Annotated in this window: 16 protein-coding genes and 1 pseudogene; 4 read left to right on the forward strand and 13 right to left on the reverse strand. The window is 36.5% G+C overall.

Features of this window, described 5'->3' with window-relative positions; genetic code table 11:
• Window positions 1-107 precede the first annotated feature (107 nt).
• Entirely contained in the window at window positions 108-1,205 is a 1,098-nt protein-coding gene (locus P2Q73_RS14955; RefSeq protein WP_053590818.1) for an ABC transporter ATP-binding protein, read from the forward strand.
• A 54-nt stretch (window positions 1,206-1,259) separates the two neighbouring features.
• On the opposite strand, the gene P2Q73_RS14960 is transcribed toward P2Q73_RS14955, so the two are convergent.
• The 9 genes from P2Q73_RS14960 to P2Q73_RS15000 all read right to left on the reverse strand — a co-directional run bounded on the left by P2Q73_RS14960 (window position 1,260) and on the right by P2Q73_RS15000 (window position 6,232).
• Window positions 1,260-1,871 (reverse strand): hypothetical protein, encoded by a 612-nt coding sequence (locus P2Q73_RS14960; protein WP_275788686.1) that lies wholly within the window; start codon window positions 1,869-1,871, stop codon window positions 1,260-1,262.
• Window positions 1,872-1,943: 72 nt separating this feature from the next.
• Window positions 1,944-2,720 (reverse strand): sulfite exporter TauE/SafE family protein, encoded by a 777-nt coding sequence (locus P2Q73_RS14965; protein ID WP_275788689.1) that lies wholly within the window; start codon window positions 2,718-2,720, stop codon window positions 1,944-1,946.
• A 57-nt stretch (window positions 2,721-2,777) separates the two neighbouring features.
• A complete protein-coding gene (locus P2Q73_RS14970; protein ID WP_056828675.1) occupies window positions 2,778-3,005 on the reverse strand; it encodes a sulfurtransferase TusA family protein in 228 nt (75 codons plus the stop codon).
• Window positions 3,006-3,032: 27 nt separating this feature from the next.
• Window positions 3,033-4,160 (reverse strand): MBL fold metallo-hydrolase, encoded by a 1,128-nt coding sequence (locus P2Q73_RS14975; protein WP_275788693.1) that lies wholly within the window; start codon window positions 4,158-4,160, stop codon window positions 3,033-3,035.
• A 55-nt stretch (window positions 4,161-4,215) separates the two neighbouring features.
• The gene (locus P2Q73_RS14980; protein ID WP_275788696.1) at window positions 4,216-4,611 is read right to left on the reverse strand and encodes a DsrE/DsrF/DrsH-like family protein; all 396 of its coding nucleotides are present in this window, start codon (window positions 4,609-4,611) and stop codon (window positions 4,216-4,218) included.
• Between the two features lie 17 nt (window positions 4,612-4,628).
• Window positions 4,629-5,186 (reverse strand): sulfurtransferase TusA family protein, encoded by a 558-nt coding sequence (locus P2Q73_RS14985; protein WP_275788699.1) that lies wholly within the window; start codon window positions 5,184-5,186, stop codon window positions 4,629-4,631.
• A gap of 51 nt (window positions 5,187-5,237) precedes the next feature.
• On the reverse strand, window positions 5,238-5,534 hold the full coding sequence (locus P2Q73_RS14990; protein ID WP_056829140.1) for a rhodanese-like domain-containing protein: 297 nt from the start codon (window positions 5,532-5,534) through the stop codon (window positions 5,238-5,240).
• Between the two features lie 14 nt (window positions 5,535-5,548).
• Window positions 5,549-5,890, reverse strand: coding sequence for a rhodanese-like domain-containing protein (locus P2Q73_RS14995; RefSeq protein WP_275788703.1), 342 nt, complete (start codon window positions 5,888-5,890; stop codon window positions 5,549-5,551).
• Between the two features lie 78 nt (window positions 5,891-5,968).
• The gene (locus P2Q73_RS15000) at window positions 5,969-6,232 is read right to left on the reverse strand and encodes a metal-sensitive transcriptional regulator (protein WP_053590826.1); all 264 of its coding nucleotides are present in this window, start codon (window positions 6,230-6,232) and stop codon (window positions 5,969-5,971) included.
• Window positions 6,233-6,434: 202 nt separating this feature from the next.
• Here P2Q73_RS15000 and P2Q73_RS15005 point away from each other — a divergent pair, with 202 nt between their 5' ends.
• Window positions 6,435-7,328: a DMT family transporter gene (locus P2Q73_RS15005; RefSeq protein WP_275788708.1), complete on the forward strand. Its 894-nt coding sequence runs from the start codon at window positions 6,435-6,437 to the stop codon at window positions 7,326-7,328.
• 16 nt (window positions 7,329-7,344) lie between these two features.
• On the opposite strand, the gene P2Q73_RS15010 is transcribed toward P2Q73_RS15005, so the two are convergent.
• Together P2Q73_RS15010 and cypC are read right to left on the reverse strand one after the other, a co-directional pair.
• On the reverse strand, window positions 7,345-7,578 hold the full coding sequence (locus P2Q73_RS15010) for a hypothetical protein (protein WP_275788711.1): 234 nt from the start codon (window positions 7,576-7,578) through the stop codon (window positions 7,345-7,347).
• A 26-nt stretch (window positions 7,579-7,604) separates the two neighbouring features.
• Complete coding sequence (cypC, locus tag P2Q73_RS15015; protein ID WP_275788901.1) at window positions 7,605-8,861, reverse strand: CYP152 family fatty-acid peroxygenase CypC; 1,257 nt, start codon at window positions 8,859-8,861, stop codon at window positions 7,605-7,607.
• 301 nt (window positions 8,862-9,162) lie between these two features.
• Between cypC and P2Q73_RS15020 the strand changes: the two genes are divergently transcribed.
• The gene (locus P2Q73_RS15020) at window positions 9,163-10,923 is read left to right on the forward strand and encodes a methyl-accepting chemotaxis protein (protein WP_275788714.1); all 1,761 of its coding nucleotides are present in this window, start codon (window positions 9,163-9,165) and stop codon (window positions 10,921-10,923) included.
• 99 nt (window positions 10,924-11,022) lie between these two features.
• A complete protein-coding gene (locus P2Q73_RS15025; protein WP_275788717.1) occupies window positions 11,023-11,652 on the forward strand; it encodes an alpha/beta hydrolase in 630 nt (209 codons plus the stop codon).
• 94 nt (window positions 11,653-11,746) lie between these two features.
• Here the strand turns inward: P2Q73_RS15025 and P2Q73_RS15030 are convergent.
• Window positions 11,747-12,940, reverse strand: a pseudogene (locus tag P2Q73_RS15030) (MFS transporter).
• A 28-nt stretch (window positions 12,941-12,968) separates the two neighbouring features.
• Complete coding sequence (locus P2Q73_RS15035; protein ID WP_275788720.1) at window positions 12,969-13,661, reverse strand: Type 1 glutamine amidotransferase-like domain-containing protein; 693 nt, start codon at window positions 13,659-13,661, stop codon at window positions 12,969-12,971.
• Window positions 13,662-13,799 lie beyond the last annotated feature (138 nt).

Here is a 13,799-nt window from a genome sequence, read left to right on the forward strand (position 1 = left end):
AAAGTTGCACAATTTTCTATATTAATAATTGTGCATATCGTCCATACCATCCATCTGTCTCTATTGGTAACCTTAATGTATAGATTAAATACTAAAGGGGTGCTTATATGGAGAAGTTAGTTCTTGATAATATTTTTAAAGTTTATGATGACGGTTCTACTGCAGTTTCCAATTTTAATTTACGTGTTCAGGATCAGGAGTTTATCGTTTTGGTTGGACCATCCGGCTGCGGAAAATCTACAACACTCCGGATGATTGCCGGTCTTGAAGAAATTACGACTGGTGAATTGCGAATCGAAGGCAAATTAATGAATGATGTCCCTCCAAAAGATCGTGATATCGCAATGGTATTTCAAAACTATGCACTGTATCCGCATATGAATGTCTACGATAATATGGCTTTCGGATTAAAACTTAGAAAGTTTTCAAAAGCTGAAATTGATCAGCGTGTAAAAAATGCAGCTGACATTCTTGGGCTGCAGCAACTATTAGATAAGAAGCCAAAAGCTCTATCTGGTGGTCAACGTCAGCGGGTAGCACTTGGTCGCGCAATTGTGCGTGATGCAAAATTATTCCTAATGGATGAACCATTATCTAACCTTGATGCAAAACTGCGTGTTCAAATGCGTGCTGAAATTGCAAAATTACACCTACGTCTAAAAACAACTACAGTTTATGTAACACATGACCAAACAGAAGCAATGACTATGGCATCACGTCTTGTCGTTATGAAAGATGGTTTCATACAACAAATTGGATCACCGAAAGAAGTGTATGAGAACCCAGAAAATGTCTTTGTAGGTGGATTTATTGGTTCACCAGCAATGAACTTTTTTGAAGGAAAAGTTAATAATGGTTATTTCAAGATTGGTGATTTTAATCTGAGAATTCCTGCGGAGAAATGGAACTTGCTTAATTCCCAAGGATTTGATGGGAAAATAGTTATATTAGGTGTAAGACCTGAACATATCTCTGGAGATACTGAAGCTCTCGCTCTATTTCCTGACTCTATTGTAGATGCTGATATAGAAGTTTCCGAATTAACAGGGGCTGAACTTATGGTGTATTCATCTATTGCAAACCAACAATATGTAGCTAGAATAAATGCTGATGCTACAATGGAACCTGGTCAAAAAGTTAAACTCGCATTCGACTTAACTAGAGCCCACTTCTTCGATAAGGAAACAGAAAGTCGCATTAGATAGAAGTAAAGAAGGAGCCCTCATCTTGGATGTGGACTCCTCCTTTTTTTATGGACTTTAAATCTTCCAACGTTTTTCACGAAATAAAATTGCCACACAAAACATAGTAGCAGTAATCATGGAAGTACTTATAAGGGGTTTCTGTAAAACTAAATGTAACACGCAAAATAGGAATAAAAATAGAATTGCCAATCGAATAGATTCTTTATATTTGTATATTAACAATGCTATGAAGAAAACAAGGGTTAATGTGAACCCAATTTGAAGAAGAGAAGAATTATTCAGAATAACTACTAAAACCGCGAAACTACTATAAAACGAGATAAAAGTAAAAATTAGAGCATTATTCAACGGAAACGGCTTTTGCTTCTTAAGAAGATAAAACATATAGAGAATTATCCACGCTACTCCTATGTATACGCCTGTTCTAGCCCCTGAAAAATATAATATCATCCAAGGATGTTGGATAATCGTGGAGAAATCTGTTAATACAATGCTAAGTTTCCATACAACAATAAAAAGGAAAATTATATCACTAAATTGATTGGAAATTGCTTTACCGAATTTAACATATAGTATTAAAGCTGTAAGTATAGCTGCGAATACAAAGGCTAACCATGTCGAAGGAACTGTCATGGAAAAAACCCTATACCATTCCGTTGCAACCAAATGCTCTAACCTCCTTTTTTATATTTATTTTCATAGCAAAACTTGAAGCAATTTCTGCTTCAAGTTGCCCCTTTACAGTATATCCATCCAAATTTTAATAGCAGTCGCTAAAATAAGTGCCGCTAAAATCATTTGAAGTATCTTTGTGTTCAAACGTTTCCCAATTTTTGCTCCTAGTGGTGCTGCAATAAGACTTGCAATGATCATAATGACTGCCGTAAAGTATTCTACTTGTCCCGTAGTAACTTTACCAATTGTAGCTCCAATCGATGAAATAAAAGTAATCGCAAGACTTGTTGCAATGGTCATACGTGTAGGGATTTTTAGAACAACGAGCATGATCGGCACTAACAAAAATCCACCAGCCGCTCCTACAATCCCTGATCCAATACCTACAATAAATGAAAGGATAGCTGCTAATGATTTATTAAATGTTACTTGATCAAGCGGAATATCATCCACTTGTTTATTTGGGATGAACATCATAATTGCTGCAATTAATGCGAGTATTCCATATACAATATTCACACTTGCTTCCGATAAAGATTGGGAACTAAAACTACCAACAAAGCTCCCTACTAAAATAGCTCCTCCCATATAGACGATAAGAGATTTATTTAAATAACCGCCTTTACGATATGCCCATACACCAGCTATCGATGCAAAAAGTACCTGGACTGCGCTAATACCAGAAACTTCGTGCGCTGTAAAAGCCACAAATCCGAACATTGGGGGAATATATAATAGCATTGGGTATTTAATAATCGATCCACCAATACCTAGCATCCCTGAAATATATGAACCGATAAAGCCTATTAAAAAGATAGTAATAATCCATGCTATATCCATTATTCTTACACTCCTATCTAAAAAAGGGAAGCTCTTTTTTGGCCTCCCTCTCCATTTTTACGCTTTTTGAATCCAGAATTTCAAAACGTCATCCTCTTCTTTTTGCTCTATAATCGTGTGGCCGCCTGAAGCCGCCCATGCTGGAATGTCAGCAACGGCTCCTTTGTCGGTAACATGTACTTCTAATATTTCGCCTGATTCAATAGTATCTATAGCCTTTTTCGTACGAACGATTGGCATCGGGCAAGCTAATCCTTTTGCATCTAATATTTTAGTTGAATCCATATTCATCTCTCCTTTCATAATTTATTTTTAACGTACTGCACAACGGTTTGGACCGATTTCCATTTCTGCTTGTTCGTTCCCCGAAGGGACAATTTTCCCCATATTAACTTGACGAATTTCTTCGTATGCATTTGGCTGAGGAGGTAAATTATCGGTAACAATACTACGGAATTCTGTTTCATCCATAATATTTAAACCATGGTTTTCTTCAAACAAATCGCCTAATCGTTTTGCCACTGTACCATCTTCATTTAACTCATCGAGAATCATAAAGTGTGCAGGTAATACGATTAACTCATTTGAAAGCTCACGATAACGGCTATATAGAGTTTCACGGAGATCACCTACCCAGTCCTCTGCAAGACCCGCCAAATCAGGTCTTCCTATGGAATCAATAAATAAAATATCCCCTGTTAATAAAAACTTATTATCTACAACAAATGATGTTGACCCAATAGTGTGTCCAGGTGAATACAGGGATTGAATGGCAATCGTACTATCGCCAATTCTCACCTCTACTCCGTTTTCTAAAGGTGTGTAATCAAATACAACTTCCTCTGCATCTTTTGGTGGCAAGTAATAAGTTGCACCAGTCTTTTCTGCAATATGACGTCCCCCAGAAATATGATCCGCATGTAAGTGAGTGTCAAATACATTTGTTATCTTCACGTTTTTACTTGCTACAAAATCTGTAAATACATCTACCATCCGTGTTGCGTCAACAATTGCAGCTTCTCCATTTGAAATAATCATATAAGAAAGACACCCTTTACCTAATCTTACGAATTGGTAAAGCTCTCCCCCATTTTCAAGATTACTCACTTTTACTGGTTCAAGATATTCGCTCCACGTTTTCATACCACCCTCTAAGTAAGCTGCTTCACGCCCAGCATCAGAAAGCATTTCCGCTACCATTATAGATGAGCCTTCCTTTGCACAAACAACTAATAAAGGTGTATTTGTAGGAATTTGCGGTAAAATTTCTTCTACTCCATCCAATAATTCAAAGTATGGAATATTTAAATACCCAAATTTGTGACCTTCAATTTTCCAGTCAGCAAAAGCATCCGCATTCCGAACATCTAAAATAAATAATTCTTCGTTCTTCATTACTTTCTTTGCTACTTGTTCTGCTGTCCATTTATTCAAAGTCATTCAATTACCCCCATAGGTATTATTTTCGGTAAAAATTTTTAAAGGTCTCTCCCTTTTAAAAAGTTAGTGTTGGTGACGCGTCTTTTGCGAACTCTAAAAAGGTCACTGCTCCCCCAACATCCATTCCATCTACAAAATCATCTTTCGTTAATCCCATAACATCCATTGTCATTTGACAACCAATAAATTTCACTCCAAGTTCTTGAGCCATTTCAACTAATTGCGGAATGCTTGGCACATTGGACTTTGCAAATCCTTCTGCAATAGCTTCACGACCTTCTGGCATAGGTAGTGCCTGCATACCTTGCTTGTGAATCAAGTTCAATCCTTCAAATGTAAAGAAGATGGTAACTTCCTTTTCAGTGGCAGCTGCAGCTGTCGCTATATTAAATACTTTATATGCGTCGAATAGACCACCATTACTTGCGATAATCGCTACTTTATTTGACATTGTTTATTCCTCCAAATTTAAATTGATTTTTTAATAGCGCTTTTCCATTGGGTCATACCAGGTATTACGTTCCAGACATTTGTAAAACCATTGTCCGCTAATTTTTGTGCCGCTAAATCACTACGCTTACCTGTACGGCAAATAACATATATGGATTTATCTTTTTCTAGCTCGTTCATCCGCCTCTCCAATTCGCCCATTGGAATCGATTTCGCGCCTTCGATATGCCCAAAAGCATATTCTGCTTCTTCTCGGACATCTAAAAGTAAAGCTCCCTCTGAAACTGTTGTTAATAGTTCGTCCAAATGAATAATTTGTCCATGTAACTTTTCCACAACTGTTTCGTTGGAACACTTACGGATATAGTGCTTTAATACATCCCCATCCTCAACTGTCCCAAGATATTGGTGACCGACCGTTTCAGACCATGCTGCAATATCCGCTGTTGACCCTCGATCCGTTGCTACTACCTCTATTATTTGACCATCTATCAAATCATTCATCGCTTTTTTGGTTTTAACAATAGGCATCGGACAAGCCAAGCCCTTAGCGTCTAAAGAATAGTCTACTTTCATCTTTTTCACTCCTTAAATACCTGTAAGGGTATTATTTTTGATAATAAATTTTTAGCGAACTTCACCTTCCCAAGCTAGCATTCCTCCACTCATATTTGTCGCATCGTATCCCTGACTTTCTAAGAACTGTGTAGCTCGACCACTTCTTCCACCAGAACGGCAAACTACAATATATTGTTTTGATTTAGATAATTCTTGCAACCGAAATTCTAACAAACCAAGTGGAATATGAATGATATTAGCTATTTTACCAGCCTCTACTTCATCTACTTCACGGACATCAATTATATGAAGGTCTTCGCCACTTTTAAGTTTTTGCTCTACTTCTTTTGCTGTAATCTCTTTCATCTGATTTCCTCCTCTTAACGCCATGCACTCATCCCCCCACGGACATTTGTCACGCGCTCGTATCCTAGCTTCTTTAATTTTTTGCAAGCATTATTGCTCCGCATACCACTCTGACAAATAACAACAATTTCTTTATCCTTTGGCAACTTTTCAAACGATGATCCAAGTGGGATGTTTTTGAATTGTCGTATGTTTTGTGCTTTATACTCAGAAGGAGTTCTCACATCAACAAATACTTTATCTTGATCGTTCAACATATTTTTAAGCTCTGCTGTAGAGATTGTTTTTACGCCTTTTGAAGGCATCAGTCTCCATGCAAAAAAAACAACAATTACAACAATAAAAACCCATTCCATTTTCTTCACCTCCTTTAAAGCTTTCGATACTAAAATACCAACCGGGGTATAATTTCAATTAAAAATAAAAGCCGTATTTTATCGGCTCTTAACTACTAGGTTCATCGCTTCTTGAATTGCTGAATTTACTTTATCAGAATTACCTTCTGCGTTTTGTACACATTCTAATAGATTGTTACTTACTATTACACCGATGGTTCGGTCTGCTGCAGAACGAACTGCTGAAAGCTGAGTAACTACTTCTTTACAGTCTTTCCCCTCTTCCATCATACGTAATATTCCTCGCAGCTGTCCTTCTATACGCTTAATCCTATTAATCGTTTTGGCATCATAAGAAGACATATTAGAATTACCTCCTTCCAAAAAGGTGTTCACTTTCTTTTTTTGTTCTTAAGACGATAATATACCCCATTAGGTATATTGTCAACATATAAACTTCATTTTATATACTCTGTCTTTTTTTGTTGCATGAAGTGCCAGTTAGTCGTATCATGAACAATTGTTAGCCTTCATAGGACAGTCACAGAAAGTTAGGTGTGAAAAATTGAATAAAAAAGCATTTCTCTTAGCAATATTTACAGTATTTATATGGGGCTCAACATTTGCTTCGATAAGCGCCAGCCTTCAAGGAGGCTACTCTGCTGGCCACTTGATATTATTTCGTTTTATTATTGCTTCCTTTATATTTATTATTCTTGCTTTTATACCTCAAATGAGATTTAGTTTACCTAAAAAAGAAGATGTGTTACCCATTTTTGCTCTAAGTTGGATTGGAATTAGTATTTACCATGTCTGTGTAACATTCGGTCAATTGACTATCACTGCTGGTACAGCTGGTATGCTCATTGGTTCAGCACCTATTTTCACTACGATCATTGCTGTAGTTGTGTTAAAAGAACGAATCGGGACATTTGGATGGATAGGATTAGGATTCGGGTTTATCGGTATTACCATTATTGGCTTAGGAACTGGAGAATCATCTTTTGACATTTCTCCTGGTATATTTTTAGTGATTATAGCTGCTTTAGCTACTTCCATCTTTTTTGTTTTCCAAAAATCTTTATTAACAAAATATACCCCGATCGAATTAACTGCGTATTTTACGTGGGCAGGGACTTTACCTTTTCTAGTTTTTGCTCCTGGACTTATAGAAGATATACAGCATGCATCGCTTGAAGCTAACTTGTCAGCCATTTATATAGGTATTTTCCCTACGGCAATCGCATATCTTATGTGGGCATATGCATTGTCTCAAAGCAAAGCAAGTTCAGTTTCCAGCTTGCTCTATGCAGAACCCGTAATATCCATTTTCATAGCTTGGATCTGGTTGCACGAATTACCGTCACCTCTATCTATTAGCGGAGGAATAATTGCCATTTCAGGCGTGCTAATCGTTCAATTGTTCGGTAGAAGGAATAAAAGAAAATCAATTAATTAAAAAGGTACCAGGATTATTATTCACTGGTACCTTTTTTACTTTTATCAATTCTATGATATTCAGAAATTTGAATGACTCGTACATCTCTTGTATTCAACTCATGGTAAATTCCCCTGCTATCTCGAAAGGATATATATTGATCTCGCTCACTTTGAATCAATTCCTCTGCCTGATCTTGTGATTCCATATGGATGAACCTTCTAATATAATGGTCTTCTTCAAAGAAGTAAGTCACTTTAAATTCTTTCACAGTTTTTCTCCTAACGCTTGGTAAGTTTAAATTCTTTCAACGTTTGTTAATATTATTTTACTATGAGGAATGCTTGGCATACTCACCATGCTATAACTTAAATCTTGTTCGGGCAGATCATATTTGAACTTGTTAACTAAATAATCTAAAGTAACTTTCATTACCTCAATCGTAACAAACTCACCTGCGCAACGATGTCCTAACAAATAGTCACCGCCGCCTTGTGGAATAAAGTTAAATGGGCTTCCTTTCCAGTTACTAAAACGTTCAGGATTAAAAACCTCCGCATTATCCCAAAGTTCAGCGTCATGATTTGTTCCATACAAATCGAGCAGAGTCAATGTTCCTTTTTCGAATGTGTAACCATTCCACACAAATTCATTTTTCACCTTGGCAGCTACTAAAGGAAAAAAAGGGTAATATCGTCGAACTTCCTGAACAAACATTTGCGCATATTGATTATTTGCTACCTTCAACTTACCTCTTTCCTCGGGATGATGATGAATGGCTAACGCTGTAAAATTAATATAAATAGCAATTGCCACAATTGGCCTAATAATATTTACTACTTCCACTGCAGCTATTTCTATATCTAATAGCTCGCCTTTTAAATCTTGATGAATGGAAATGGTATGGAGAGCAGAACCCTCCTTGGGCTTCAACTGTCCTTCTCTTACTTGTTCAATCAATCCCGCAACCCATTCCTCTAGATTTTTGCGGGCATGCCGACCTTTCCAATGCTTTTGCCCAATTGCAGTTGGTGATTCGAATAATAATCCTAATTGTATTGTTCGTTCCTTTACTTCCTCTTCCTTTAAAGGCACTCCAGCCCACTCACAAGCAGTTCTACACAGGATTTCTTTACTTTCCTCGTAAAGTATTACTTCGTCTGTTAGTTCCCACTTATTGACTGCATTTTCCCATTGCTTTTTAGTGATATTCTTTAACTCCTCCAGCTTATCTGGTGTCATCAGTGACATAAACATTTCTTTACGGTGTCTATGAGCCTCGTTATCTAAAGACTGAACTCCCCCAACGCCAAATAAAGTCTTTTGAACACGCTTTGGAGCAACCCCATTTCGCAAAAACTTTTCGTCATCATAAAAAATCTCCGCTGCTTCCTTTCCCCCTATACAAATTGCCTTTTGACCTAATAAACGGGTCTCATAAACATTGGAGGAGAAACTTTTTCTCCTATTAGGAATATACAAATAACCCTCTCTCAAAAAACTTAGGCTATGATCTATACCCTCTTCACGAGGCATCTGATTTGAATTCATTATTTAATCCATCTCCTTAAAGGTCTTCCTCACAAATCATTTTTAATTAGTGTTCCCCTGTTTATTTTTATTAAAACTTACGATTACATAACCTCTTTTTAATGACAGGAAAATTATTATTCGCAAGTTATTGACACACTTCAATATTTATTATATTGTTTACTTTGGCATTATAATACGAAATACCTAATTATCGGAATACTGTAGTAAAAAGGTAATGTTCACTTGCATTTCTTTAAGTAATTCAATAGAGACAGAAGCCAATGCATAACTTCAGAGAATTAGAAACGAAAGGTGTTTTAAAATGAACTTTAAAAATATTATAAAAAGGATGTCTTCCATTAAATTTAAACTTATTAGTATTTCCATCCTGCTTTTAGTAATTCCTTTAATTGTTCTTGGAATCGCTAGTTATGAAAAGAGTGCTTCCAGCTTAGATGAAATCGGAGAACAGAACTTAAAAAATAGCGTAGAAATGACCCTTGAAATGATACGTGTATTAAATGAAAGCGTAGAAAAAGGCGATTTGTCACTAATTGAAGCACAGGAAAAAGTTAAGAAGGCTATACTAGGCGATGTAAATCCAGATGGAACACGTCCAATCAATAAAAATATCGGCTTAGGTGAACATGGATACATGTATGTTTTGGATAGTGAAGGACTAGAACTTGCTCATCCAACCGCTGAAGGTGAAAATCTTTGGGACTCAGAAGATTCTAACGGAGTTAAATTTGTTCAAGAAATAATTAAAATGGGGAATGATGGTGGTGGATTCGTTTATTATGAATGGCCTCATCCAACAAACAACAAAGTGATAGAGACAAAGGTGTCTTATTCTGAAACCGATCCTTATTGGGGTTGGGTAGTTAATGCAAGTACTTTTATGATGGATTTCAATCAACCCGCTAATGAAATTTTACAGATGATTTCTATAGCAATTGGAATTACATTAATTGTTGGTACCTTGATCATATGGTTGTTTGCTAATAGTATTGCTAAACCGATTAAGAAAGTGTCTGAACATATGAACCATCTTGCTCATGGTGATTTGACTCAAGGACATATACAAGTGAAATCAAAAGATGAGACCGGCCAGCTTGCAGACGCAATGAATAAAATGCAAAGTAGTATAATAAATGCAATGAAAAGTATATCTAGTAGCTCAGAAACATTGTCGAGCCATAGTGAAGAGCTAACTCAATCTGCTAATGAAATGAAAGCAGGTACTGAACAAATAGCTACAACCATGCAGGAGTTGGCTTTTGGAACAGAATCACAAGCCAATAGCACTGGAGAATTGTCTTCCATAATGGATTCGTTTGTTTCTAGAGTGATAGAAGCTAATGAAAATGGAGAAAAAATCCAACATTCTACAAGCGAAGTTCTACAGATGACTAACAAGGGCAAGCATTTGATGGAATCCTCTAATAAACAGATGGAAAGAGTAAATCAGATTATAAGAGAATCCGTTCAACAATTCCAAGGTTTCGAGGAACGCACGAAAGAAATAGCTAATCTCGTTACCGTGATACGTGATATTGCAGGGCAAACCAATCTTTTAGCATTAAATGCTTCGATTGAAGCGGCACGCGCAGGAGAACACGGAAAAGGATTTGCTGTAGTTGCAGACGAAGTAAGGAAGCTTGCAGAGCAAGTAAATGATTCTGTCACTGACATTACGGCCATTGTAAATAATACACAAGAAGAGTTTATTGAAGTAAAAAGTTTCTTACAGAGTGGATATAATGAGGTCGAAGAAGGCGCAGGTCAAATTAAATCTACAGGCGAAGCGATTAGCAATATCAATGTTTTAGTATTAGAAATGGTTGAAAATGTCCAAACAATCTCTAATAACTTATCTGAAATCGCAGCTAATAGCCAAGAGATGAATGGTTCAATAGAAGAAATAGCATCTATATCGGAAGAATCAGCAGCGGGAGTAGAACAAACTGCCGCAACCGCGGAAGAAGCTAGTAGTTCGATGGAAGAAGTAGCTGAAAGCGCAGAACAACTTGCGAAGTTAGCTGAAGATTTAAATGGAGTTGTACAACACTTTAAACTTTAAAGGATAGATTTTACACTTTGTATAATGTCGAATGACTTATACAAAGTGTTTTATTTTTGTTAAAATGGATTTACTTTAGCCTGAAGGGACGAAAAATAAATGAACTCACCTTTTACATACAAATATACCGCTCCACAGGTAGCAGAAAAAAATCAACCAACTTTGTTTTTATTACACGGTATGGGAAGTAATGAAGAGGATTTGCCTCAGCTAGTGAAGGGATTTGAAAAGACACATCATATTTTTAGCTTGCGCGGTCCAATCGTTTTCAACCCTGGGTATGCGTTTTTTACAATAGAAGAAGAGGGCAAACCTAATCGAGAAGTATTTGATAAAGTGCTGGTCTATATTCAATCTTTTATTCGCGAGGCAATTGTAGAATTTGAGTTGGATTTTAACCAAATTTCTTTACTTGGCTTTAGTCAAGGAGCTGTGCTAGCACAAGCATTAGCTTTAACTATGGGAAATGAATTGAATAGTGTTGTTGCTTTGAGTGGGTATATACCGGACTTTGTAAAAAATGAATATAGCAAAAGATCTGTAGATCATTTAGATATTTTTATTTCTCATGGGGATTATGATTACATTATTCCTTCCCAATGGGGTGCTGAAAGTAAGGATTATTTCGAAAGGCTCGGTGCTAAGGTAACCTTTAAAACATATGATGATGGTCACGGTGTACCACCGCAAAATCAACAGGATCTTGTGGAGTTTTTGAAGAACAATTAATGTTTGATTATAGGAATTCAGATTGCTCTTTCATCCATTAAATGAATAAGAGGAAAAACCATATAGAAAAAGAAGAAGCTCAGAAATAGGATACTTATTTCTGAGCTTCTTTCAAGGTAAATTTTAGAAGGAAGGATAAGATTACTGAAATTAGAAGGAAACTTGCTATTAAACCTATGACTCCGTTCCAGCCAAACTTGGACCAAAAAATCCCACCTGCAGTACCTCCAATACTAGAGCCAACATAATAGAAAAATAAATAAAGCGAAGAAGCTTGTGCCTTATCATGTTCCGCTTTTTTACTCACCCATCCACTCGCGATGGAATGCGCTCCAAAAAATCCAAAAGTAAATATTATAATACCAATAATTTTCAGTGTTAATGCAACATTAATCGTTAGGATAGCACCAGCAAACATAATGCCTATTCCAACAAATAACATTTTTTGTCTACCATATCGATCCGCTAGGCTACCAAGCCATGTGGAGCTGAATGTTCCTACCAAATAAATAATAAAAATCCACCCGACAATCGTTGTACTAAGTGAATAAGGAGGACCTAGCAATTTAAAACTGATGTAGTTATATAATGATACAAAACTCGCCATCAGTGTAAAACCTATACCAAAAAGTCAAAGCATACTTGAATCTTTTAAATGTGCTATAAGCGAATTAGTTAAAGCTCTAAATTGTAACTTTCTTGGCTCAAAATGTCGAGAATTTGGTAAAGAAACGACAAAATAAATGCTAATCGCTAGACTTAATAAACCAAGAAAAACCATTCCAATTTTCCAGCTAAATAAATCTGTCATCGTCCCCATAATAATACGACCTGCTAGCCCGCCAATCGAATTTCCACTTATATAAAGTCCCATCGCAACTCCTAGACTAGCCGGCTCTACTTCTTCCCCCAAATAAGCCATTGCAATTGCCGGAAGACCGGCAAAAGCAACCCCTTGAATCACTCGTAATACAAGTAGCACTTCAAAATTTGGAGAAAACGCAATTATTAATGTCAAAATAGAAGCCGCAAGGATGGAAATCGTCATCAATCGTTTACGTCCCCATGCTTCTGAAAGAGATCCGAAGATGACAAGGCATATAGCTAAAGCAAATGTAGTAAATGAAAGGGACAAACTAGCCACAGCTGGTGACACCTGAAATTCTCTTGAAAATTCAGGAAGAATCGGTTGTGTGATGTATAAATTAGCAAACGTTATAAACCCTGCTGCAAATAATGCAAAGTTAACTTTTTTATATTCTTTCGTTCCTTTTTGTATATATTCCATCAGTATATCGCCTCAATATGTTTTGTAACTAGTTTTCAAAACCTAAATAAGTTGTGGATAACTTCTCTTCTTTGTTCTTATCCACACGATATCCACTAGCATGTGGACGAGAACTTACAACAGAGTATAATTTTTCATCTATAAAATGCAGAGCAACCCCATCGTCCGCTGCATATCCTGCACCAATAACTCCTTCATTAATAAACTTTTGATAAACAGGACGTCTATCTTCTTCCCCATCATAATGTGGACAATTACTACCAGAAATCAAACCCAGACATGAGATAGGTTCAAGCTCGTCCCCGAAGGAATCCGTTGTACCTTCTTCAAACCAACAAAGTGACCCCGCACTGATCCCAGCTAAAATAATTCCATTGTTGTATGCTTCTCGAATAATTATATCCAATTCCCACTCTTTCCAAAGAGCCATGAGGTTTTTCGTGTTACCTCCCCCTACATAGAGAATGTCCTGGTCGAGAATGAATTTCTTAATATCACGGGTATGTGGTTTAAACAACGATAAATGGGAAGGCTCACATGCCTCATTTTGAAAAAAATTATAAAAACGTTCAATATAACTATCTGCATCTCCGCTAGCCGTACCAATAAAACAAATTTTTGGCCAATCCTTTTTGGATTGCTTCAAAATATATCGATCTAATAATGGATTTTCAGGCTCCATGGAGAAACCTCCACCACCCATTGCAATAATTTGTTTCATTTACTATTCCCCTATCCTGATTTCTTTTTACTAATAGTAACATGAAAAAAAGAACTTGCACTTCAACTATTTTGAATAGTTAAAATGCAAGTCATTAAAAAATATTAAAGAGAAAAAACTAGTGAACGCACGTTAAAA

The organism is Bacillus sp. Cr_A10, assembly GCF_029222665.1.
GTDB lineage: Bacteria > Bacillota > Bacilli > Bacillales_A > Planococcaceae > Psychrobacillus.

Excerpts from the sequence above, each read along its gene's own strand:
- P2Q73_RS14955 (WP_053590818.1), top strand. The coding sequence starts at position 108 with ATGGAGAAGTTAGTTCTTGATAATATTTTTAAAGTTTATGATGACGGT.
- P2Q73_RS14965 (WP_275788689.1), bottom strand. The coding sequence starts at position 2,720 with ATGGATATAGCATGGATTATTACTATCTTTTTAATAGGCTTTATCGGT.
- P2Q73_RS14970 (WP_056828675.1), bottom strand. The coding sequence starts at position 3,005 with ATGGATTCAACTAAAATATTAGATGCAAAAGGATTAGCTTGCCCGATG.
- P2Q73_RS14975 (WP_275788693.1), bottom strand. The coding sequence starts at position 4,160 with ATGACTTTGAATAAATGGACAGCAGAACAAGTAGCAAAGAAAGTAATG.
- P2Q73_RS14980 (WP_275788696.1), bottom strand. The coding sequence starts at position 4,611 with ATGTCAAATAAAGTAGCGATTATCGCAAGTAATGGTGGTCTATTCGAC.
- P2Q73_RS14985 (WP_275788699.1), bottom strand. The coding sequence starts at position 5,186 with ATGAAAGTAGACTATTCTTTAGACGCTAAGGGCTTGGCTTGTCCGATG.
- P2Q73_RS14990 (WP_056829140.1), bottom strand. The coding sequence starts at position 5,534 with ATGAAAGAGATTACAGCAAAAGAAGTAGAGCAAAAACTTAAAAGTGGC.
- P2Q73_RS14995 (WP_275788703.1), bottom strand. The coding sequence starts at position 5,890 with ATGGAATGGGTTTTTATTGTTGTAATTGTTGTTTTTTTTGCATGGAGA.
- P2Q73_RS15000 (WP_053590826.1), bottom strand. The coding sequence starts at position 6,232 with ATGTCTTCTTATGATGCCAAAACGATTAATAGGATTAAGCGTATAGAA.
- P2Q73_RS15020 (WP_275788714.1), top strand. The coding sequence starts at position 9,163 with ATGAACTTTAAAAATATTATAAAAAGGATGTCTTCCATTAAATTTAAA.
- P2Q73_RS15025 (WP_275788717.1), top strand. The coding sequence starts at position 11,023 with ATGAACTCACCTTTTACATACAAATATACCGCTCCACAGGTAGCAGAA.
- P2Q73_RS15035 (WP_275788720.1), bottom strand. The coding sequence starts at position 13,661 with ATGAAACAAATTATTGCAATGGGTGGTGGAGGTTTCTCCATGGAGCCT.